The organism is Lapidilactobacillus salsurivasis, from assembly GCF_054785215.1.
Map to the genome: position 1 here is coordinate 102,379 of NZ_BAAABI010000001.1, position 22,731 is coordinate 125,109.

At 48.1% G+C, this 22,731-nt stretch carries 18 protein-coding genes; 2 read left to right on the plus strand and 16 right to left on the minus strand.

Annotated features, from left to right (window positions below):
* Nucleotides 1-324 precede the first annotated feature (324 nt).
* From ACYVSB_RS00485 to ACYVSB_RS00520, 8 genes are all read right to left on the minus strand, one after another.
* Complete coding sequence (locus tag ACYVSB_RS00485; RefSeq protein WP_461217987.1) at nucleotides 325-1,803, minus strand: glycoside hydrolase family 1 protein; 1,479 nt, start codon at nucleotides 1,801-1,803, stop codon at nucleotides 325-327.
* Between the two features lies 1 nt (nucleotide 1,804).
* A complete protein-coding gene (locus tag ACYVSB_RS00490; protein WP_461217988.1) occupies nucleotides 1,805-2,686 on the minus strand; it encodes an ROK family protein in 882 nt (293 codons plus the stop codon).
* Between the two features lie 56 nt (nucleotides 2,687-2,742).
* Nucleotides 2,743-3,558, minus strand: a complete 816-nt coding sequence (locus ACYVSB_RS00495) for an alpha/beta hydrolase (RefSeq protein ID WP_461217989.1) — start codon at nucleotides 3,556-3,558, stop codon at nucleotides 2,743-2,745.
* 8 nt (nucleotides 3,559-3,566) lie between these two features.
* A complete protein-coding gene (locus tag ACYVSB_RS00500; RefSeq protein WP_461217990.1) occupies nucleotides 3,567-5,030 on the minus strand; it encodes an alpha-L-fucosidase in 1,464 nt (487 codons plus the stop codon).
* On the minus strand, nucleotides 5,030-5,692 hold the full coding sequence (locus ACYVSB_RS00505) for an SGNH/GDSL hydrolase family protein (RefSeq protein ID WP_461217991.1): 663 nt from the start codon (nucleotides 5,690-5,692) through the stop codon (nucleotides 5,030-5,032). Before ACYVSB_RS00505 ends, ACYVSB_RS00500 begins: the two co-directional genes overlap by 1 nt.
* Nucleotides 5,693-5,794: 102 nt before the next feature.
* Nucleotides 5,795-7,552, minus strand: a complete 1,758-nt coding sequence (locus ACYVSB_RS00510) for a type 2 periplasmic-binding domain-containing protein (RefSeq protein ID WP_461217992.1) — start codon at nucleotides 7,550-7,552, stop codon at nucleotides 5,795-5,797.
* 26 nt (nucleotides 7,553-7,578) lie between these two features.
* A complete protein-coding gene (locus ACYVSB_RS00515; protein ID WP_461217993.1) occupies nucleotides 7,579-8,493 on the minus strand; it encodes a carbohydrate ABC transporter permease in 915 nt (304 codons plus the stop codon).
* 41 nt (nucleotides 8,494-8,534) lie between these two features.
* On the minus strand, nucleotides 8,535-9,497 hold the full coding sequence (locus ACYVSB_RS00520) for an ABC transporter permease (RefSeq protein ID WP_125597272.1): 963 nt from the start codon (nucleotides 9,495-9,497) through the stop codon (nucleotides 8,535-8,537).
* A 102-nt stretch (nucleotides 9,498-9,599) separates the two neighbouring features.
* On the opposite strand from ACYVSB_RS00520, the gene ACYVSB_RS00525 reads away from it, so the two are divergent.
* Nucleotides 9,600-10,205: a YesL family protein gene (locus tag ACYVSB_RS00525; protein WP_461217994.1), complete on the plus strand. Its 606-nt coding sequence runs from the start codon at nucleotides 9,600-9,602 to the stop codon at nucleotides 10,203-10,205.
* 412 nt (nucleotides 10,206-10,617) lie between these two features.
* Here ACYVSB_RS00525 and ACYVSB_RS00530 read toward each other — a convergent pair whose 3' ends face one another.
* From ACYVSB_RS00530 to ACYVSB_RS00550, 5 genes are all read right to left on the minus strand, one after another.
* Nucleotides 10,618-12,993 carry a beta-glucosidase gene (locus ACYVSB_RS00530; protein WP_461217995.1) on the minus strand — a complete coding sequence of 792 codons (2,376 nt, stop codon included), beginning with the start codon at nucleotides 12,991-12,993 and terminating at the stop codon, nucleotides 10,618-10,620.
* 67 nt (nucleotides 12,994-13,060) lie between these two features.
* Nucleotides 13,061-14,563, minus strand: coding sequence for a glycoside hydrolase family 43 protein (locus ACYVSB_RS00535; RefSeq protein WP_461217996.1), 1,503 nt, complete (start codon nucleotides 14,561-14,563; stop codon nucleotides 13,061-13,063).
* 105 nt (nucleotides 14,564-14,668) lie between these two features.
* Complete coding sequence (locus ACYVSB_RS00540) at nucleotides 14,669-15,133, minus strand: hypothetical protein (RefSeq protein WP_125597284.1); 465 nt, start codon at nucleotides 15,131-15,133, stop codon at nucleotides 14,669-14,671.
* A gap of 65 nt (nucleotides 15,134-15,198) precedes the next feature.
* Nucleotides 15,199-15,420, minus strand: a complete 222-nt coding sequence (locus ACYVSB_RS00545; RefSeq protein ID WP_125597287.1) for a hypothetical protein — start codon at nucleotides 15,418-15,420, stop codon at nucleotides 15,199-15,201.
* A gap of 171 nt (nucleotides 15,421-15,591) precedes the next feature.
* Complete coding sequence (locus tag ACYVSB_RS00550; RefSeq protein WP_125597290.1) at nucleotides 15,592-16,563, minus strand: helix-turn-helix domain-containing protein; 972 nt, start codon at nucleotides 16,561-16,563, stop codon at nucleotides 15,592-15,594.
* A gap of 130 nt (nucleotides 16,564-16,693) precedes the next feature.
* On the opposite strand from ACYVSB_RS00550, the gene ACYVSB_RS00555 reads away from it, so the two are divergent.
* On the plus strand, nucleotides 16,694-18,664 hold the full coding sequence (locus ACYVSB_RS00555) for a glycoside hydrolase family 127 protein (protein WP_461217997.1): 1,971 nt from the start codon (nucleotides 16,694-16,696) through the stop codon (nucleotides 18,662-18,664).
* Between the two features lie 295 nt (nucleotides 18,665-18,959).
* On the opposite strand, the gene ACYVSB_RS00560 is transcribed toward ACYVSB_RS00555, so the two are convergent.
* The 3 genes from ACYVSB_RS00560 to ACYVSB_RS00570 all read right to left on the minus strand — a co-directional run bounded on the left by ACYVSB_RS00560 (nucleotide 18,960) and on the right by ACYVSB_RS00570 (nucleotide 22,684).
* Nucleotides 18,960-19,634, minus strand: a complete 675-nt coding sequence (locus tag ACYVSB_RS00560) for an MIP/aquaporin family protein (RefSeq protein ID WP_461217998.1) — start codon at nucleotides 19,632-19,634, stop codon at nucleotides 18,960-18,962.
* Nucleotides 19,635-19,888: 254 nt separating this feature from the next.
* Nucleotides 19,889-21,148, minus strand: coding sequence for a glycoside hydrolase family 27 protein (locus ACYVSB_RS00565; protein ID WP_461217999.1), 1,260 nt, complete (start codon nucleotides 21,146-21,148; stop codon nucleotides 19,889-19,891).
* A 96-nt stretch (nucleotides 21,149-21,244) separates the two neighbouring features.
* Nucleotides 21,245-22,684, minus strand: coding sequence for a glycoside hydrolase family 43 protein (locus ACYVSB_RS00570; protein ID WP_461218000.1), 1,440 nt, complete (start codon nucleotides 22,682-22,684; stop codon nucleotides 21,245-21,247).
* Nucleotides 22,685-22,731: the final 47 nt, after the last annotated feature.

Here is a 22,731-nt window from a genome sequence, read left to right on the forward strand (position 1 = left end):
CGGTTTATCGGTAATTCTCGTTGTCGCAGACAGTCTTAATGTTGAATAAGTGAATCACAACATTGCTTGAACCCGGTCATCATCAAGATAACTGTCATTCAAAAACATTGTTCGCCCAACCCCTGACGTTTTGCTCGGGTTTGTGCAAGAATATCATTCACTCTGAATATTATATAACAGAAGTACCTAGAATTGCATCTGTTCGTTACTTAATGCCTGAAAACAGGAAAAAAACAACGCTTACACCTGCTTTTTGATTGATCACGCCACGCTAAACATATCAATTCATAATCCAACCTTGCGTATGAACACACACGATTTTGTTCAGTCGTGCCGCGCGACGATTTGGTGACCATTCTCGGCGATGATCCGCTGATACCAGTAGTAACTTGCCTTAGGGATCCGTTTCAATTCCTTGGGACCATTGTCATCACGATCGATATACACGAAACCGTAACGCTTCCGATAGCCATTCAACCAACTGAGTAGGTCCGTGTACGACCAAGCGCAATAACCAATCATTGCAACGCCATCAGTGATGGCCTCTTTCATCGCCAACAGATGGGCTTGTAAATAATCGATCCGATACTGGTCATCGATCTGGCCGTTGACCAATTGATCGACTGCTCCTAGCCCATTCTCCGTGACGAAAATCGGCAGACGATATTTCTCATAGACTTGACGCAGGGCAACGCGGAATCCCACCGGATCGATTTCCCAACCCCATTCTGTTTTCGCCAAATAAGGACTGGCAACGGAATTGAACGCTGGAATCTCTGGAGACTGGGCTTGGTCTGCCTTTGGTTGCATCAAATAGGGGTCAGTGGCCGAGAAGTCCTTGGCTTGCTGGTCCGTGGCGACCGGTTTCTGTAAACGATTGGTTTGAACGGTGCCACCATGATAATAATTGACCCCGAGGAAATCGGGCTTCGCGCTCTTTAACAACTGGTCATCCGCGGCAGTGACGACCGGCGCGATTCCCATCCGTTGCAACTGCTTCATCATAAAGAAGGGATATTCACCGCGACAATAGACATCTAGCCACCAATTATTATTGAAGTCATCAGCGTTAACCGACGCCAAAACATCATTCGGATCACCAGTTAGCGGATAAACGGGACCATAACCGAAACTGGGCCCGATCAGCCCATTGGGAACCATTTCATGGAACAAGTTGATTGCTTCGGCGTTAGCCAAGTTAATAATATGATTAGCGGCATACATCCGCTTGATGTCCATTACCTTGGGTGGATGGGTGCCCCAACGATAGCCCATTGAGGTGAAGACGTTTTGTTCGTTGAAGGTGACCCAATACTTCACATCATCCTTAAACGCCGCAAACAAAACTTGGCAATACTTCTTGAAAGCCGCGATTGTTTCCCGTGACTCCCAACCTTGATACTTGTCTTGGAGCGCTTGAGGTAGATCCCAATGATACAAGGTCAAAACCGGTTCAACATGATTGGCCCGCAAAGCCTTGATCAACCGCCGATAGAAATCCAGTCCTTCTTGGTTGACCGCACCTTCACCATCAGGGATCACGCGACTCCAAGCCACTGAGAAACGATAGGCTTTCAGTCCCATCTTCCCCATTAACGCCACGTCTTCTTCCATATGATGATAATGATCGACCGCGACATCGCCATTCGTTCCTTGATAGGTGTTGCCAGGGGTGTGGGCATAAGTATCCCAAATCGACCTGCCTTTGCCAGCCTCGTCAAAAGCGCCTTCGATCTGATAAGCCGCCGACGCCGCGCCCCAGAGGAAGTTCTGGGGGAATTCATCTAATTTTTGATAATACATTTTACGCCTCCTGAACTGCTGTTTTGGCCAAATAAAGCGCGCCTAATAGGCCGGAATCATTATGATGAGCGCAGGTAGCGACTTCGACATGATAGTCCTCCCAGAAACGAATCTTGGTCAGCGCCGCCAGTATAAACGGTAAAACCCGAGGATTCTGACTGATGCCGCCACCGATGAGGATTCGTTGTGGCGCGTTGGTGACCACCATGTTGAAAATCGCGATGGCCACATACTGCGCCCATGCTTCAACAACTTGTTTGGTTTCGGGATCACAAAGATCATTCATGATCTGTTCACCAGAAACATCCTTGACCGCCAGCCCCTTAGCTTCGGCATAGCGCTTAACCAAAGCGCTGGTTGAGGCCAAATCATGCAAGGTCGCGAACCCATGCGCCGTATAATCGGTGATCATCATCCCAAATTCACCAGCCCGATAACCAGCGCCATGGAGAATCTGATTGTTGATTACAATGCCGCTACCAATACCGGTTCCTAGGGTGATCACCGCGAAATCATGGACATCTTGGGCATTACCATTGAGTTTCTCCGCCAAAGCGGCACATTTCGCGTCGTTTTCAACCACGATCGGAATCTCTGACTTTAGCTGCGCCCGCAGACCAGCAATGATATTCTGACCATCAAGTTGATATAAGGCTCCCGCCCGAACAGCGACTCCAGTTACAGTATTGATGAAGCCTGGGAAGCTTAAGCCGATCGCGCTCAAATCGCTATATTGAGCGACGATCCCCGCCATTTTCGCGAAGAAACGTTCTGGCTCTGAGCAATCTGTTGGGTATTTATTTTTTTCAAGAAAGTTGGCTTGCTCGTCAAAGACAGCATATTTTACAAAAGTTCCACCAACATCAAAACAAAGATATTTCATGACGCTCCCACTTTCGTTTCATATAATTCGGGCACTAACTGGCAACCGCCGCGCAATCAGATATTCTCGGCGACCCATGTTTTGAAGAGTTCGGGCCAAACACTGACCGCTGGTTCGACGCCATAGCCATTGGGAATCGCCGTTTCCTTGATACCCAGACTTAAACCGTGCCCACCATTTGGAAAAATGTGCAATTCGAAAGGAATGTTTTGTTCTCGCAGCGCCTGCGCGAATAGCAAAGAGTTCTCCATCGGCACCGTATCATCGGTATAGGTGTGCCACAAGAACGTCTTCGGCATCGCCGCTGTGACCCGCTTCTCCAACGAAACGCGATCACGCAAACGAGGATCATCATAGCCTTTTCCTAGCAAGTTCTTGAACGAATCAACATGAGCGTACTTGCCCGCCGTAATCACCGGATAGCCTAAGAACAAGCCATTAGGTTTAATCATTTCCGGATCAAAACCAGATCCCGCCAGAAATTCCCGTTGCCAGTCCGTCGCCAAGTTAGCTGCTAAATGCCCACCGGCAGAGAAACCAGCGATAATGATTTTGTTCGGATCAACATGCCAAGCGGCCGCGTTATTCCGAATCAGCGTCATCGCCGTCGCCGCTTCGATCAAAGCCGTGGGATAGTGCGCTGGCGCGACAGAATAACGAAGAATAAAGGCATTGAAACCTTGCTCGAGAAACTTGATCGCGATTGGCTCCGCTTCACGATCAGAGGTCATCACATACCCGCCACCAGGGCAGATCAAGACGCTAGGCCGCTGCCGCTGAGGATCCATCTCTTCAGAATTATCTAAAATATAGCCATAAAACTTGGCGCTATCTGAAAAATCAGTTTTTAGTGTTTCTTCAATTAATTTCATTATTCTACCTACTCCAATATGATTTTAAGACCAACAGGACGATCATCGGCGCTTGGTTTGATTTTAACGACCATGCCTTGCGGGGTGATCCGCCAATCGACGGGGCCAACGCCAAGCTGTTCAACTCCGGCCAAAACCCCGTGGAAAGTGGGCTCATCTTTCTCATCGAACGCGTGAAACGCCTGTAAAACAACTTCAGCTTGACCTTCTGGGTTGAGCACGTAAGCATAAACCGAGCCATGATTGGCGGTGTAACGAATATCATTCGCGTGATACTTCAGCTTGGACAGGTCTTCAAACATGCCGCCACTAATATTGGTCTCACCTTCACCCATGATCTTCCAAGTTTCACTGTCATAGATACCCTCACCATTGACCCGCAGCCAGTCACCGACGGCCGCCAGCAACGCTTGGTCCTTGGCCGCGATCGATCCATCGGCTTTCGGTCCGACATTTAATAGAAGATTACCGTTCTTGCTGACAGCGTCGATCAAATTGATCAGGATCTCGTTAGCCGTTTTATATTCCAAAGTTGTGGTGTAACACCACGAATTATTGGCGATCGCGGTATCTGTCTGCCAGTGGAACGGCTTCGCGTCGGCGAAACCGCCTCGCTCCACGTCAGGGATGCCGGTGCCAAAAGCCATCCCATCATATTTGAAACAGATCCCAGTTGGGTAGTCCAAGGCCACGCCTTGATTGTAATAGTAGGCGGCCAATTCCTTGATATATGGCTTAAAAGCCTCGTGCTGAATCCACCAGTCGAAGTACAACAGCTCAGGTTGATAACGATCAATGATCTCGACCACGCGCATCAACCAATCGTCCAAATACTCAGTCGTCGGATATGGCTCACTGAAGAGATCCTGATTATTCGGTTCCGGCATGGCCGGCCAATAAAAGTCGCCTTTTTTCATAGGTTCGTGGATATCACTTTTGAATTCGCGACCATGACTCATGAACCACCAATGTTCCGCCCGATGATTCGACGTACAGAAGTGCAGCCCAGCGCCAATCGTCGCCTGCCGCAACTCACCGATCACATCGCGTTTCGGTCCCATTTCGTAAGCGTTATAATGGGACAACTCACTTTGATACATTTGAAAGCCATCATGATGTTCAGAAACCGGGAAATAATAGCGGGCGCCAGCATTCTTAAAGATTTTCAGCCATTCCTCCGCGTTAAATTTCTCAGCGGTAAATAGGGGAATAAAGTCTTGATACCCAAATCGATCTTGAGGACCATAGGTTTTTCGATGATGTTCATATTCCGGATAGCCTTGGATATACATATTCCGCGAATACCATTCGTTGCGGTACTCAGGCACGGTATACAAACCCCAATGGGTAAAGATCCCAAATTTCGCGTTCATAAACCATTGGGGCATTTTGAATTGGCTTAAGGACGCCCACGTTGCCTGGTACTTTCCTTTTTCATTGATAGCCTTGATTTCTGCGACTGTTTTGACCATTAGCTTCTTCTCCAATCATAGTTAACGGCGTTCAGCCATTGATTAGCGACCAACATATGTCCCTTGAGGTTGGGATGAACCCGATCGGCCGTCACGATGTAACTGGAAGTGCTTTGAAGGAAATGATCGACCGCGGCCTGAATATCGATGTAAATCAAGTCATTCTTAGTTGCCAACTCACGGGCAATTGCGGCGTACCGCTGCACTAGCGCGCGCATGGGATCTTGCAAGTTCAAGTCGAACATGAACGGACTCATGATGAAAATCTGCTTCGCCTGCGCCTTCGTCTGGTCGATCAGTTGCTGATAGGTGGACTGATAGCGTTGCTCATCCACTAAATCAGCGCGATGCTGAAAAGCGGCATCGTCGAAGTGACGCCAAACATCGTTGACCCCGATCAGAATTGAGACATAATCCGGTTGAAAGGCCACGACGTCCTTTTGCCAGCGCGCCGCCAACTTCAGAATATCGTCGCCGTTAACGCCTTTGTTGATCACCTTGATCCGATATTCCGGATAGAGCGCGACCAACGCCGCATTGATCAGGCTAACATAACCATCGCCGAACGAGCCCCAACCAGCTGGCTCCGCCTCATAGGTCCGACCGCAATCAGTGACCGAGTCGCCGGCAAAAACAATTGTCGAATTTTTTTCTAGTAGCATGGTGAACAATATCTCCTTCATAAACTGAGGGTCAACACAATAATTGTGTTGACCCTCAAGTTTGCTAACTGTTAAGGCCAAAATCGTCTTAAGCAATCACGATTATTTGTTAGCGTATTCTTTCTTAATTGCGACACGTTCTTTGTTTTGATCCTTGGCATTCTTCATATCAACTTTCAAAACTGAAGCATAATCCAAGCCTTTGACCGTCTTCTGCATTGAAGTCAACATGCTATCGAATTCAGAATCATTCTTTGCAAAGACCATCTTCCAGGATTCGTTGACGATTTGCGTCTTGATTTGACCACGTAATGAAGAAATTTCTGAGGATTCTTCTGGAGTCACATAGCTTGCGCCTGGCGCTACCAAAATCTTCTTGTTCTTCTTCAAGTAGTCCATTGTTGTGGTTGCCCCACCCATATGGTCAGACCAGTCAGTATCAAGCGCTGTCTTAGTCGCCTTCAATACAGATGGCCACAACGTGTAGCTATATGAGTACTTTGTTTCAGGGTTAATGTCATTAGGAGCGACTGCAGGGTAGTTCAATTGCGAAACACCATCAGTATATTTACCGGAGCCCCACTTAGCAGGAACGTTTGCGCCGCCTTCCAAGAAGACTTTCTTACCGAAATCAGTTAAAACAGGTTCGCCATCTTTCATCTTCCAAGTTAAACCTTCAGGACCGGAAGTACCACCAGTTTGAGCACCAGCAGCTGCGACACCTTCTGGAGAATAGAGCCAGTTGATGAACTTAACTAAGCGTTGCTTGTTCTTAGCCTTGCTACCAATAGCGATAAAGGTTTGCGTCCCATTAGTGGTATTCCCATAAGAGAAGATCTTCATGTTCTTCAAAGGCGCGATCATGAAGCCTTTACCTGCTTCTTTATTCGCAGTTGTGTTGAAAGCGGCTTGCCCCAACCATGGCCAGAAGGAGAAGAGGACATTACCTTCTTGATACTTAGCGTACATGGTATCGTAGTTTTGTGTCGATGATTCTGGGTCAACCAAACCAGCTTGTTCAGCCTTGTTGAAGAAGCGCAATGCCTTCACATACTGTCCATTAGTTTGGGTGATATCTTGAAAATCATCCCCATTGGCCTTCGCCAAAACGAAACCTAATTCGTCATAACCATAGAAACAAGTAGGTTGCTTGGCATTGTTCATCATGTTGCCATCCCAGTCTTTAAACAGAGATAACGCATAAATCTTCTTGCCAGGGTTCTCTTTACGAGCCTCTGCCTGCATATCCTTCAAAACAGAAACCATGTCATCCATGTTGTTGATTGCTGGATAGCCAATCTTCTTATAATAGTCCCAACGAATGTAAGGTCCGAAAGTTGGTTCGGTCCCTTCTGAAGAGGAAGTTGGTGACGCAGAACTAACGGAACTAGGCACGCCCCAAACACCACTAGTTTGACCAGCGACCTTCTGCAAAGCATCAGTAGCGCCAGAATATTGTTTGATATACTTCATCCCTTTTAAGTAAGGGGTCATATCGGAAATCAAACCGGCCTTGACTAACTTCTTTGCCCGACCATTACCAGAACCGGTGATGATGATATCACCTAAGTTACCAGCCGCAGAACGGGTATCAAACAAAGTGCTCCCACCACCGGCCACGTTTGGCGCGACGATGTTCATTTCAATATTGAACTTATCTTTAACCATCTTAGCGAACCAGCCCTTGGCATTGCCTTGGTAGTTTGCTAAATCATCATAGACGGTGATCTTCATTAATTTGCCATCGTCTTTTTCTGCGGCAGTTTTATTTGATGTTTCTGATGATTTGCCACATCCGCCCAAGATCAAGGCAATCGCAGCAGCCGCCGTCGCCAATAATGCAATTTTGCTCTTCTTCATAATAATTCCTATACCTCCTAATGATACTAACCCTTCACAGCTCCAAGCATAATCCCTTTAACAAAGTATCTCTGGAACATTGGATAAATAAACATGATCGGTAAAACTACAATGATCGAAACAGTCATTCGAATTGATGTCGGCGTTTGCTGCGTGGCAATCGCCCCCAGATTCAGTGCACCTCCCGTGCTATTCTTAACCATAGCCGCTAAGGAACTGGCCTGGTTAATATATTGATAAAGCAAATATTGAAGAGAATAGAGACTTTGATCTGTGATATAAATTAAAGTATCCTGAAATGAATTCCATTGACCAACGGCGGTAAAAATCGCAACCGTAGCCAAGATTGGCGTACAACTTGGTAAAATAACTTTAAAGAACGTTTGGATCGTTGTCGCGCCATCGAGCTCTGCCGCTTCTTCCAGCGACTTCGGTAAGGATTCAACGAACGTCTTAACTAAAATGATATTGAATGGTTGCACAACAGCTGGTAAAACATAAACCCAGAAGGAATTCGTTAAGTGCAAGTTCTTCATGGTAATAAACATTGGGATGATCCCGGCGTTGAAGTACATGGTCACAACCACGAACCGGTACCAGAATTTACGATGCCACATCTTCTCCTGGGTAAACATGAACCCCAGAAAGGCGGATGCAATCACGGTCAAGACCGTCCCAATCACTGTCCGACCAACAGAAACCAAGGCAGCTAAGGGCAGGCCCTCGAGCTTCAGTACTTCGGCATAGTTTTGGAAATGGATCTTCTTAGGCAGCCAGTTGATGACCCCGGCCGCGGATAAGTTATTCGCGGAAACACTATTAATGATTAAATAGTAGAAAGGATAGACACAGATCAAGGTGAAGATCACGAAGAACAGGATATTCAGTACCCGGAAAACGCGCTCACCTGAGGTCACTTCATTTTTTTCGATATTACTCATTATTCACACACTCCTAATATCACTTGACATCTTCGAAAAAATTAGATGATCGACGCGCCCCGTGTCTTCTTGGAAACCAGATTGACAACATAGAGCAAGACAACGCTGACTAAACTCTTTAACATCGACAAGGCAGTCGCAAGTGATAAACTATTGTTCCCCATACCTACGTTATACACGTAAAGGTCGAGCACTTGGATATGCTTCAAGTTGAAGGCGTTTTGGAATACAAAGTATTGGTCCATCCCGTTTGACAGGAAGTTGGAAATAGCTAACATCAACATAACGAAGTATGTTGGCATCAAGGCAGGAATGGTAATATGGCGAATCAATTGTAACCGATTCGCGCCATCGACCCGGCCAGCTTCATAAAGTTCCGGATCGATCCCAGAAATCGCCGCCAAGTACATGATGGAACCCCAGCCTAGACCCTTCCACAAGTTCCAAAGAAGCATCTTCAGCCAAGTGTGCGCATCACTGTCCAACCACTTGATTGGTTCGGCGATCCAGTGGACATTTTGCAACAAAGTGTTGACCATGCCGCTACTAGAGAACATGGCGAACGCGATTGAGTAAACCAGCACCCAACTGATAAAGTTAGGTAACGTTGTTAAAGTCTGGATCACGTTCTTGAAATGCTTGTTGCGAATCTCGTTCAAGCCAATCGCGAACAACACTGGCAAGAATGAGGTTAAGATATTCAAGAAACTCATGGCGAACGTATTGGCCAGAACTTGGCCGATCTGATGCAACTGCGTCTTGTTCTGAACCATCATCGCGAACCATTTCAAACCAACAAACTGGCTATCGCGCAGCGGAATTGGTGGTTGATAATCAAAGAACGCGTAAACCCACCCGAATAAAGGGTAATAAGAAAATAGCAAAACTAAAATCAGGAATGGGACGATCAGCAAGAAGAGCCGTATGCCACGACGATTCTTGGCGCGTTGCTTTTCTTTTTTCTGTTTTTTCAAATCCTGAGTATCATTCAATGCTTCTTGCATGATAATCCTCCTAGCACAAAATCACTTGCAAAACCGTAAAAACTTAAGTTAAGATATAGACCGTTACATGCGTTACTCAAAAACAAAGCGAGGAAGCTTAATATGAAATTCAACACCAACAGCTCATTCTTCAGATTCATGGGAACCTTATTCAGTTTTACCGGTCTGAATGTCTTGTTCCTGATCACCTGTATTCCCATCTTTACGATCGGCCCGGCGTTAGCGGCTCTTTATGCCACCACGCTGAAATACATTGATAATGAGGATCTCCCCTTAGTCAAGAACTACTGGGAATCATTCCGGAAAAATTTCAAAAAGGGCTCGTTGATCTTCATCATCCTGGCGGCCGTTGTCGCCATCATTGGCTTCAACATCGCCTTCTGGCGGAAATTCAATTCAGTTGTCGCTCAACCAATCTTCATCATTTTGATTATTGTTTTGGTCTTAATTGCTTTTCTAACTGAATTGCTCTTCCCGTTGATCGGTCGTTTTGAAAACACGATTCGCCAGACTTACCAGAATGCGTTCTTGATTGCGATCAGCAATTTCTTCCAAACACTCTTGTTACTGGCGATCGATGCCTCAGCGTTAGCGCTGGTCTACGTTTCCAACTTTGCGCGGGTGATGTTTCTCATCTTCGGTGTGGCTTTCGTCGTATACATCAAGTCGTTCATCGTCAAAAGAATTTTAACGAAATATGCGGCCTGATCCGCTTTATTTCTGAGTGTTGATGTAAGCGTTCTATCAACATGGCTTATTATATTCCTTAAAATTCGATTTGTAAATACACTTTACTAACTATTTACCGATCACCGCTAAAAGTTTATTGATTTTCACTGCTTAAGCTTTTGAGAATGACTGGTATAGCAGTCTCAATCTTTAAATCAACCGTTTTATTTTCCGGAATTAATAATCGTAATGTTTGTTCTTGCTCCTGATCATGGAAATGCAGAATCCCCAGTGTTTGATCAGTCCGTAGATCCGTTAACTTCAGAGTCCCACTGGCTTGCGCGGACAAAACCAACGCCAAATGCCCGCGGCGGAGCTCTAGATCCCGATAAACCACATACCCATCTTGACCTAAACTCAGTAGCTGATACTGAGTTTTTTTGCTAGTGATTTAGATGTTGTGGTAGGCGTCGAAATTAACGGCGGCCAGATTGGTCAAGCGATGTTCGGGCTTGGCCGTGCCCAAATCAAGCGGTAAGCGGTACTGAACATCCGTGGCCGCGAACCCGACTTCCAAGTGATAAGACGCCTCTGGGAAGTAGAATTGCTGCGACTGCGGGTCGAACCAAGCAAAGTCATTCAGGTCACAGGTCAAGTCTAATTGCTTCGTTGCGCCAGCTTCTAACGTCGTCTTTTGAAAGGCCAACAATTGTTTACGATTGGCCCGCCCCATAATGCCACTGGCTTGCAAGTAGACCTGCGGCGTTTCGGTAACAGCATTCGCGTCAGGATTGGTCAGGGTTAGACTGATAGTCAAATCGGTTCCCTGACGCTGACTGCTGACCTGCTTCAATTGAATTTGCCCATAAGTTAGCCCGAAGCCAAAGGGATAAGCAATCTGTTCAATCGGCGCGTATTGATAGGTGCGCTGGGTCTGTTCAATATCATAGTCAGTTAAACGCGGCATGTGCCAGTTGCGGCCATACCAGGTTTGCGACAATTTGCCCGTTGGCGCCAGCTGACCAAAAATAATTTTGGCCATGGCGGTGCCTAAGGATTGACCCGCATAACCTGTAAACAACAGTGCCTGGGTCGGCAATTGGTCGGTCAGGAAAGGATAGCCGCCAACAATCAGGGTGGCCACTTGAGCCGACGTTGTGGCGAGCATTTGCGCCAATTGGACTTGCTCTGCCGGCAATTCGAGATTACTGCGATCTTCCGTTTCCCGAGCGTTCACGAGGGGATGGTTGCCGCCCACCAAAATAACCGTTGGGAATTGATTGGCTAAGGCTCGAACTCGAGCCAGCCCAGATTCAACGATCTTGACCGTCCCGACTGCTGGCTTCAGGATGCCCGCCGCGCTCATGCTGTTGATATCACTGGCATTGAAATTATGATCCAAGGCATAGAACTGACCAGCGCCGTCCAGATAAAAGGCTTCCCGCACGACCCAATCGTAAACCTCGGTTTTGCCTAACTCTAATTGACCCTGTTCGTTGAGACGCAAGTAACGCTGGCTTTGTTGATCACGGAAGAAGACCAAGCCTTGATTCCAACGTTCAATCTCAAAGACATGCCCGTTGAGTTTCTCGCTGGTCGGATAGGCCGCAGCCAACGTCAATTCGGCATAATCATTGCTATTAACATAGCGGCAATGATCGCCTAATAAGTGGCTGATCCCCGCTTGAACAGTTTCCCGATTTTCTGGAATCGTGGCATACCAATCGCGAACGAACCGGTCGGCTAGCGGCCCCGTGACCAGTACATCTTGTTGGGGATCCAGTGGCAACAAATTCCCTTGATTTTTTAACAGAACCGTACCTTCGGCATATGTTTTTTGCACCAATAAATCGTGGTCCGCGGTGCCAATGTCAGTCGCATTCAGCCGATCATACGGCGTTGCCGCCCCGTCTTGGCCTAACGCTAAGCGAACTTTCAAGGTATTGGTCACTGCGCGATCGATCGCGGTTTCATCGATCAGGCCTTGGTCAAGCGCTTGACGTGCCGCGGTCTCGACCTTGTCTTTATCATCAACGAAACAGTCGATCCCCTTCTTCAAGGCATCGGCCACCGCTGCGGCTGGCTGATCATAATAGTGATAATCCTCAAGATTGAGGGTCAAGGCCCCACCATCCGTCACAACACAGCCATCCATTTGCCACTGATCCTTCAGCCGCTGGATTTCAGGTGATTGCATCGCGGGAATGCCGTTGATCCCGTTATAGGCGGTCATCATTGATTGCGCGTGATTATCCCGAAAGGCGAAAATAAAGGGTTTCAAATAGTATTCATGTTTCATTGTGGGAATGACTGTATTCGACGTACTTCCTCGATTGATCTCATTGTTGTTCGCAAAGAAATGTTTCGGCGCCGCCGCCATTTTCAAGAAATGATCGGAGCCCTGAAAGCCACGAATCAGGCCGCCACTGACCTGTCCCGTCAGATACGGGTCTTCGCCATAGCCTTCCTCATTACGGCCCCAGCGCGGATCACGCTCCAAATCAACCGTTGGCGCCCATGGCATGAGCCATGCCTGACGACCGGTGGTGTTGTATAACGCCCGCGCCTCATCTGAAACGACCGCGCCGACTTTTTCCATCAAAGCTGGGTTCCAAGTCTGCGATAGTGTCAGCGGAATAGGGAATGAGGTCGTCTGATACTTCTGCCGATCAACGATACCATGCGCGGCCTCGCCACCGATATGGAACTCCCCTAAATTAAACCGGGGAATCGGAGATTGCGAAGTTGATAAAAGACTGATTTTTTCGGTCAAAGTCAATTGTGCGACAATGGCTTCTGCTTGCTGACGTGCCCAAGAGTTACTCAAATTACTACCTCCATCTTTATGATCGCTAAGATTGAACTGCAAACACTGAACTACTAATACTGAATTGCTAATACTGATAACGCCAATCACTAAATGTGCTCCAAACAGACGTTGCCGCGGGTTTTTGGGCGAACAAGCCCAGCATCACACCGGTGAAATTACCAGCAACTTCACTTGAAAGATACTTAGTTTGAGCTTGTCCCAAATCGTATTGCTTTCCGGCAACTGTAGCGCTAAAACCGTAGTGATAATTACTTCCCGTCACGGTCAACCGCACCTGTTGTGGCTGGGCATTTGGTCCCAAAATTGTTTGATGGTCTTCTTGTACCAGGTCACCTAAGGATAACCGTCGTAATAACTCGATGCCATGGTCAGTCGGGCGCAACAATAACTCATAGTGCTGATTTTCTGACATATAAACCGTGATTCCCGCCTCTTGGGCCGCGCTAGTTAAAGTGACCGCATAATTGAAATCCAGTTCATCTTGACGGACAAACAAGGCTGTCGGTGACGTTTGCGGATCGGCAAGCGTCACTTCATTTCCGCGCAATTGCCAGGTGGGCTGATCGACGCGATAATTTGCCAGCTCTGGATTGCGAAGATAAACCCATTCCTGACCAATGGTTGTGTTGGTAAAATCAAAGCGGCGATGTTGATCTTGTTGCAGCGCTTGACCAGGACCCGTCATCTCAGCGCGCGTCGTCCCCTGATCACCAGCCTGCAGCCAACCACTCTCATCGAATGTCGCCGGCACTAAGTAAACCTCGCGACCGGTAATGTGGTGTTGAATGTATTGATCCAATTGGCGAAAGGCCAGATGGATCAGCCACCAATTACCTTGCGGGTCATCAACCAAATCTGCATGACCACAACCTTGAATCTGATACCCGCCTAGATCACGATTTGTTAAGATCGGATTATGTGGGTCTGAGAGATAGGGACCAGCTAACTGATCACTTTTAGCCATCACCATCATATGCCCATATTCCGTACCGCCTTCAGATGCCAGCAAGTAATAGGTTTTTCCAATTTGGTATAGGTGCGGACCTTCCAAATAACGGCCCCCATTACCCTGCCAAATACACCGAGTCGGACTCAATTTCCGCCCGGTCGTTAAGTCGAGTTCACATTGAACGATGCCATTCACGCCGTCATCATCGGTGCCATTACTCATGAAATAAGCATGATCCCCTTCGAAATAAAATGAAGGATCAATGCCGTCCTGATCGACCCAAATTGGATCTGACCAAGCGCCATGAATATCATCTGTCCAGACAAAGAAGTTGCCACCATGATCAACATTAGTTGTCACCATATAAAAACGACCCTGATGATAACGAATCGTCGGCGCATAGATCCCGCCCGATGTCGATGAGGTCGCTAAAGGTAATTGTTCCTTTCGATTCAACACATGTCCGATCTGATGCCAATTCAACAGATCCTTACTCTCAAATAAGGGAACACCTGGGAAATAATTGAACGAGCTAGTCACCAAATAATAAGTATCGCCAACGCGACAAACACTTGGATCCGGATGGAATCCAGGAATAATAGGATTATGATATTTCATTACAGGTCCTCCATAATTGAATAGATTATAAATGTGGTGTTCTCAGTGCGTTTGTTTGTAACACCAACTAACCAAATGATAACCTTTTCACCGGAAAAAACAAGGTTATTTTAGTAACGTTAGTAAATCATTGATTTCCCCAAAATTGGCTTGGTGTTGCTGGGGCGTCATCTGCCTAATGTGCTTGCGAAGCTGGCGGTGAAGATGTTTCAATGTTGGCCGCGGCTTGCGCTGCGAAATTCGGGGTGAGCTCGCTGTGGGCGCTGTTTTGAGCCAATCCGCAAAGTGCGCGGCTTGTCTCAAAATCAGGCCTTGTCCTAAGCGGTAAACCGCCAAGGACAATTTCACGGCGATCTCACCCCGAATTTCTCCGCTCCAGCCGCTCAACGTTATAACAGCCGTTTGAGCACTCACGCCAACTGGCAACCTATGGTCAATTGATGAGGCTTCACGCAGTTGACGGCCATGGTTAGTGGTTACCAGCTTTAAATTGGTGACACCAGTGCAGTCTGCCTGATGAACTCGTACAGGATCTTGCTGAATCAGCTGAATCGGTCGTTCTTCACCCAAGAATTGTTAAGGAAACGAGTAGAGATGTTCAGCCTACGCAAAATGTCACGACCTTTTAATCCGAATCAGTTGGCATTGCCGTACCACCCAAAAAGTGGGTAATTGTTTTGACCTCTAGCTTGCCAAAGCACTTCGTCAAATCCTTCGCCTCGATGGCAGATAGGCTCAATTCTGCCTAGCAACCGGCTGGGACTGCGCGGCTCAGTGGTGAAATTGTCCTTTGCGGCTTTGCCGCTTAGGACAAGGCTCGATTTGAAGCCAATTCCCGCTTTTGGAATTGGCTTCAAACGACGCCCACCACGTTCCAGTCCGCATCAGCAGTCCCAGCCGGTTGCGCTTACGCGCAACACCCACCAAAAGCCTGCAATCAAACGCAGATTCAAGAATAGAAATCAAACAACTAAATCAGTCCAAACACTGAACAAAGCCGTCAAGCCTATGATCCGCAACAACCGAATTTATTCTAAATCCTGACGCGCCAGCGCGGCGCTTATGTCCACCCCAGGATCCACTTGCTGGTTATTCAAGAAAGTATGGGTGTAGGCATGGCGATACTGGCTCGGTGTTAAGCGGGTTTGTTGCTTAAAGAAGCGCATGAAATATTTGGCGTCTTGGAAATAGGCTTGTTGGCTGACTTCAGCCACACTCAGTCGCGTGGTTAAAAGTAAATATTTGGCCCAATCCAGTTTGACCGAATTCATATAGGCCTTAACGCTGACCCCTAACTCTTGCTTGAACCGGCGTGTTAAGTAATCGGGGTTTAGGCCAAAGTGCGCCGCCACGGCGGCGACACGCAGGTCTTGGTCCATCCGCACCCGAATCCATTCTTTGATTTCGTTGAGGGAGGTTTGGTTGCTGGAAATGCCTTGGCGCTCTTGCCAACTGGCATTGGCCAACTCGATCAGTAGCATCGTTGCTTGATAGTTTTCGGCCATTTGGGCGAAATATGGACTGTGCGCTACATCTAACAGCTGTTTGGCCGCGATCAAGACCTTTTCTTGTTGCGCCAAATGAAAATATCGCGGTATGCGTAACGTGGTCGCCGCTAGCTCAGACGGCGTGGGTCCTGTGGGTTGATTGTTCGCTGCTTGCCCGCCCACAGTCTGAGACTTTTGCGTACCGGTGTTCCCGGAGGCGACGACTTGGTAGCTACCATCTTGGATAAAGTGAAACCAGATGAATTGGCTTGGGGTCACGGTCGCCAACGTCCCAACAATACTTTCAAAAGGGAAAACGGTCAGCACATCGCCGGCCTCAACTTTGAATTGTTCGCTACCAATGGCCAATTGGATTCGGCCACTCAAGCCAATGATCACCTCGGTATCAGCTTGGTGGGTAAATAAGTGATGGCGCCAGCCTAACTCAGCGCTAAATTGGCCACTTTGCAAATAGCGCACCGGTCGCTGGCAATCGATCAGTAAATCAGCCAAATTGATCCCCCTTCCATTTTCAATATCGGATTTGTCCACTTTCTCTTCGATTATAGCAGTTTTTCTTGTTAAGAAAAGCGATTACAATGAAGTTAAATAATGAAGTTACCATCGAAAGGAGTTCCACCCCATGCTACAACCTGAAATCAAAATAACCGACACCTTTTGGCAACAATATCGTCATTTGGTCAAGACCGTGATGATTCCCTACCAGTGGTCGGTGATCAACGACGACGCGACGGTCCAAATCGAACAAGAGAATGCTAACTCATATAACGTCACTGAAAAAAGCCACGCCATTCAGAATCTAAAAATCGCCGCGGGGCAGGCAACGGGTGACTTTTATGGCTTTTGGTTCCAAGACTCTGATGTTTACAAATGGCTGGAAGCCGTGGCCTATGCACTTCGTTATGAGCCAGATCAACACTTACAGAACATCGCCGATGACTTGATCGACTTGATTGGTCAAGCGCAAGAGTCAGATGGTTATTTAGATACCTTTTTCCAATTGCAGGCACCGGCCGAGAAGTTTCAGCATATTAGTTTTAGTCATGAACTTTACTGTATGGGGCATTACATTGAGGCGGGGATCGCTTATTTTGAAACGACCGGAAATCAGTTAGCATTGACGATCGCCACCAAGATGGCCGATTGTATTGCCAGTCACTTTGGTCCAAAACCCGGACAATTGCATGGCTATCCTGGTCACCCGGAGGTCGAACTGGCCCTGGCGAAACTGGCTGACGTCACAGACGAGCCCCGTTACCGCGATTTGGCCGCCTACATGATCGATCAGCGTGGCCAACAGACCCCTAACTTTTTCGCGGAACAAAACGACCAAAATAAGCACAAGCACTTAACGCTTCCCTTTCCACAACAGCCAGATCCAGCCCAAAGTTATTTCCAAAACGACCGTCCCGTTCGTGAACTGGACCATGCTGAAGGTCACGCTGTGCGGATGACTTATTTATTGACGGGAATGGCCCATGTGGCGCGCCAAACTCAGGACAAGGAACTGGCAGCGACTTGTCAACGGCTGTGGCAAGATATTGTCAAAAAACAAATGTATGTCACTGGCGGCATTGGCGCAACGGTGGCTGGGGAGGCCTTTACTTATGATTATGACTTGCCGAATGACACCATGTATTGTGAAACCTGTGCCTCTTGCGCGATGGTTTTCTTCGCGCAACAAATGCTGAAGATGGCACCTCAAGGCGATTATGCTGATGTCATGGAACGCGAACTTTACAATGGCACGATCAGCGGGATGAGCCTGGACGCGCAACACTTCTTCTACGTCAATCCTCTCGAGGTCGACCCGCAGGCCAGCGCGCAAGATCCGACGAAATCCCATGTCAAAGTGCAACGGCCCGCCTGGTTTGGCTGCGCTTGTTGCCCACCGAATCTGGCGCGCCTGATTGCCTCAGTCGATCAGTATATTTATACCGTCAAGGATGAAACGATTTATAGCAACCAATTTATCGCCAACCGGGCGGATTTCGGCAATGGCCTGCAAATCGAACAACAGGGTAATTATCCTTGGTCCGGTCAGATCACTTACCAAGTCACCGCCGCGACGCCGCAACGCTTCACCCTGGCATTGCGGATTCCAGCTTGGTCTCAGGCCAACTTCCAGGTCCAAGTTGACGGCCAGCCTAGCGCCACCACCTTGGAGCAAGGCTACCTTTGCTTAACTAAAACTTGGTCGGCCACCACCACGATCACGGTTGAGCTCGACATGAGCGTGCGGACCGTCCAAGCCAATCCGCGCGTGACGGCCGACTTAGGCAAAGTTGCTGTCCAACGTGGTCCATTGGTCTATTGCGTTGAGGAAGCCGACAACGGGAAGAACCTTGCCTGGCTTTCACTGCCTGAACAACCAACTTTCCGGATCCACTCGGACGCTCGGGGTTTGGCACTGCCACAACTGCAGAGTTTAACGACAACCGCAACTAAAGTGAGCGCACCGGCAGCAGACGCGCCGCTTTATGCCAGGAAGTCAGCCCGCAGCCGCCAACCCCAAGCAATTACCTTGATTCCTTATTTTGCTTGGGCCAATCGCCAAGCTGGAGAAATGCGAGTTTGGTTGAACCAAGCTTAACTCAAAGCACCAACCACCGCCCCAATGAAAAGAACCATCACGACTTCAAGGTTTCAAGTCGCGATGGTTCTTTTATTGTGTCTAGAATTTTGGGTATTGAAAGATGATTTCACCCAGGAATTCTAGACCTTTTATTGTGGATGTTTCAATATTTCTTTTTCATTTTGGGCCCAGCATCACTGCCATGGTCCTTGGCTCAATAATCGGCCGACCAACAAACCGGTCAAGCAACCGGCCCCGGCAAATTTCCTACACCGATCGGTGGGTGACCCGCCGGTACCCGTTCACGCCTATTTTAGGCGCGATTGGCTTTGATCACCTGATAAACCAACGCCGCCAGCGCGCCGCCGGCCAATGGTGCCAAGGCATACAGCCAATAGTGACGTAGCACCTGCCCGCCGAGAAAGATCGCCGGTCCAAAACTACGTGCCGGATTCAAGGAGGCGCCAGTTAGTTTCTGCCCAAGGATGATCAGGCAACCTAAAACGACCCCGATCACCCAAGGCCCAGCTTCAGGATGACCAAAATCAGCGTCGGTGACGAATAGAATCACGCCAACTAAGATAAAGGTGATCGTTATTTCGATCAAGAAAGCACTCCCGGCATTGATTGAAAAATCGGTTTCACCCAAATGTTGGGCTGACAACCCGGCGGCTAAGGTCCAATTCCGTAGCAGCCCAGAAGCAGCCGTGGCGCCTAAAAACTGAGCGACTAGATAACCCACAAATTCGCGCCCACTTAACTGATGAACCAGCCAAAAGGCCAAGGAAACAGCGGGGTTGAAATGGGCGCCAGAAAGATCGCCCACCGCAAAAATCATGACTAGGATCGGAAGGACGAAGGCCAAAGCGACGAAATACGGATTGTCACTGCCAATAAAGAGGCAGTAGCCCGTGCCGATAATCATCATCACAAAAGTACCTAAAAATTCCGCGAGGTATTTATCTAAATTATGAAGCTTAGTAATCATTCTGCTAGCCTACCTAACCCTTATTTTATAACGTGCGGCGCACAACTCACTTCTACGCTCAAAGGCAACCCGCTATATTCGCTCTGGTTCAAAACGCGCGGCGAGGTGCAGATCGTCGCGTCATCAAGTATCTGCTTGCCAAATCTGCTCAACATCTTTGTCAATCAGGTAAATCAATGAGCACCGTTTAACCGACTCCCACCACATTCTAGAGCATTGCCATGCTGATGCTCAGAAGCAATGCAGGTCGGCGCTCACTCTTGAACTAGGAGGACACCGTGAGTGGCAATCGATTGCGTTTGTTGCCAATCGACTGGTTGGTTCCGCCAGAGATCTTGGGCCTGCTCGGTGGTGGCCAAATGCTTAAGCGCAGTAGGCAAGTCGCGGGTTTGTTCTGAAATATTGAAGAAAGCGAGATAACTGGCCGTGGCACTATTCGCCCGCCAAACGATCCAAGCTGGATCCCGATAAACTTCCCGCCGTTCAACCACTTCATGATGCATTTGTAAAACCCCACGATTGGTCAACAAACCTTTGGTGAAATCATCCAAGTCGGGCAGCGTCCCCCCGTACATCAACGGAGAGCGACTAATGGTCCACAAACTCATCAACAAGTATTGTTCTGCCGGCGTGAAGTGAGTCCAATTATCATCATTGGCCCCCTCATCAGCGCGTACCCGTAAGTGCCCCAGCGGCAACATATCGCAATCCGGCCAATTACCAGGTCGGACAAACGGTGACCACTCGGCGGCTCGATCAAACATCGTCCGCAGCGAATCCCAATTGTCCCAAAAATCATCGGTGACCCGCCACATATTGGCCGTATTTTGGAAGAAGGTCCCGTTTTTCAGCGCGGCTGGTCCCGGTGACAACGACAAAACGATGGCACGCCCGGTTTTGGCAATAGCATCATGGATGGCTTGGATCTCAGCCTTAAACGCGTCATGGTTAAAGCGGGAGTCACAAATATCATCGACCTTAATGAAATCAACACCCCATGAAGCGTACAACTCAAACAAGGAATCATAGTAGCGTTGCCCGGCCGCTTGGCTAACATCCACGCCATACATATCCGGATTCCATAAACAAATATTATTCAAGGCAATATCCCGGGCTCGTAGATCAGTGCCCTTGATGGCCGTATTTTGATAAACGGCTTGGCGGGGAATCCCCCGCATGATATGAATCCCAAATTTCAGGCCAAGCCCATGGATATAATCTCCCAACGGTTTAAACCCTTGACCGTCCGCGGCGGAAGGAAAGCGATTGGTGGCCGGGATCAGCCGCGAATAGTCATCCATACATAATGGGGCGAAGTTATGATACACCATCGAGCTGGCCGTGGGTTCACTCCACTGAATGTCGACAACCACGTATTCCCAGCCATATGTTTTCAAGTTGGCCGCCAAATAATCCGCATTGGCCTTGACCTCATCTTCTCGAACTGAGGCGCCATAGGAATCCCAGGAATTCCACCCCATTGGTGGTGTTGCTGCAAAATCTAAATGTGACATAACTAACCTACTTTCTCTGTGACAACGATTGATCAACCGGGCCGCAAACCGCTAAAATCGCCATTGGCACCAGTGGCCAATCGCGATTTCGTTGCCTTACTTGCGGACTAGGAACAGTGGTTCGCCATTTTGATCGGTTCCAGTGAAACACATGGTCTGCTTATTAGCATACTCATTCCATTGCGAAATGAAATAGCCATGATAAACTTTCTGACCGAGCGTCACCATGCTTTCCTGCCCATTGTCTTTGAAGTCAAGACTTGCCGTTGCTTTGGTACCTTTGATCTTGCCCCGACTCGTAATGGTTAGCTTCGTTGGGGTCGTCACATCGGCCGTGATCGTTTTATTCATTTGAATGGCTTGATAATCACCGATCACTTGGTTCAAAGCGTAGTTCGCCTTGGTTTCACCTGCATAACGTAATGGTGTCACCACCGGCCAGCCTGCCTTGGTGAAGAACATTTGATGAACTCGATCCGCATAAACTTCATCTTGACTAGGGAACCGCGTGTGGAAAATCAGAAAATACTTCTGATCACTAGGCCGATAGATCGCCGAATTATGACCAGGCGAGACATAGCCAGATTGATAAGGCTCTTTGGTGTCTAAAGTGTAATTGCCCATGATTTTGACACCGTAGGGCTTGATGATGTCATCGTCAAAGGTTGTCCCGTCGGCACCGCGCAGGTTTTGGTAATTATGACCTTGAGCATCCTTGTAAGGCCCATCTGGTTGCTTTGAGCGTGCGACGCGCAGATTATACCCGCCATCGGCTGCTAAACCACCGAAGGAAAGGAATAAGTAATAATAGTCCGTTTGCTTGTTGTACAGCACATAGGAACCTTCAATGCGTAAATGATTGCCGCCCAGAAGTCGTTTACCGTATCCTTGACCTTTTTCTGGCAGACCGGTCGTCTCATTCATCTTCAAAATGAAGATCCCACCGGAATAGGATCCATAAACCATCCACAGCTTACCATCCTTGTCATGGAAGGTGTGGGGATCGATCACGTTGGGTTGCTTCGTCGCGTCATATTCGCTGTCATCTTTGATAGCATTGCCAGACCGCAAGAAAACACCCTTGTTCTTGTAAGGACCTGTCACTTGATCAGCGACCGCCAAGCCAAGGACCGAGGTGGGATTATCCCCCTCGCAGGCACAATAATACATATAATACTTACCATCAGCTAACCGTTCAATGTCGCCGGCCCATAATGTCGCCGTGCTAGCATCCTCAAAAACATCAGCTAAATTAGTTTGAATATCTTTAAAAGCAGTTTGATCATTAACACTAGTGGACAATTGCTTCCAGTGCATGAAATCCTTGGTGCTAGCCATTTGCATGTGCGAACCGATCGTGTAATATTGCCCGTCCGCCTTGATGACCGATGGATCATGAACGACCGCATCGCTGAAGTCCGGATCCGTCAGCTTTTGTTTAACAGCTGCCGGCTTCGACTGACAACCAACGAGAACTAACAAACTAAAAACTACCCCGATCAGCGCGGTCCATTTACGATTAAATTTTCTCCTCAAAACTACCCAACTCCTACAATGCTGATTTGTTCTTGATATCGTGCTGC

Excerpts from the sequence above, each read along its gene's own strand:
- ACYVSB_RS00485 (WP_461217987.1), bottom strand. The coding sequence starts at position 1,803 with ATGTATTATCAAAAATTAGATGAATTCCCCCAGAACTTCCTCTGGGGC.
- ACYVSB_RS00490 (WP_461217988.1), bottom strand. The coding sequence starts at position 2,686 with ATGAAATATCTTTGTTTTGATGTTGGTGGAACTTTTGTAAAATATGCT.
- ACYVSB_RS00495 (WP_461217989.1), bottom strand. The coding sequence starts at position 3,558 with ATGAAATTAATTGAAGAAACACTAAAAACTGATTTTTCAGATAGCGCC.
- ACYVSB_RS00500 (WP_461217990.1), bottom strand. The coding sequence starts at position 5,030 with ATGGTCAAAACAGTCGCAGAAATCAAGGCTATCAATGAAAAAGGAAAG.
- ACYVSB_RS00505 (WP_461217991.1), bottom strand. The coding sequence starts at position 5,692 with ATGCTACTAGAAAAAAATTCGACAATTGTTTTTGCCGGCGACTCGGTC.
- ACYVSB_RS00510 (WP_461217992.1), bottom strand. The coding sequence starts at position 7,552 with ATGAAGAAGAGCAAAATTGCATTATTGGCGACGGCGGCTGCTGCGATT.
- ACYVSB_RS00515 (WP_461217993.1), bottom strand. The coding sequence starts at position 8,493 with ATGAGTAATATCGAAAAAAATGAAGTGACCTCAGGTGAGCGCGTTTTC.
- ACYVSB_RS00520 (WP_125597272.1), bottom strand. The coding sequence starts at position 9,497 with ATGCAAGAAGCATTGAATGATACTCAGGATTTGAAAAAACAGAAAAAA.
- ACYVSB_RS00525 (WP_461217994.1), top strand. The coding sequence starts at position 9,600 with ATGAAATTCAACACCAACAGCTCATTCTTCAGATTCATGGGAACCTTA.
- ACYVSB_RS00535 (WP_461217996.1), bottom strand. The coding sequence starts at position 14,563 with ATGAAATATCATAATCCTATTATTCCTGGATTCCATCCGGATCCAAGT.
- ACYVSB_RS00555 (WP_461217997.1), top strand. The coding sequence starts at position 16,694 with ATGCTACAACCTGAAATCAAAATAACCGACACCTTTTGGCAACAATAT.
- ACYVSB_RS00560 (WP_461217998.1), bottom strand. The coding sequence starts at position 19,634 with ATGATTACTAAGCTTCATAATTTAGATAAATACCTCGCGGAATTTTTA.
- ACYVSB_RS00565 (WP_461217999.1), bottom strand. The coding sequence starts at position 21,148 with ATGTCACATTTAGATTTTGCAGCAACACCACCAATGGGGTGGAATTCC.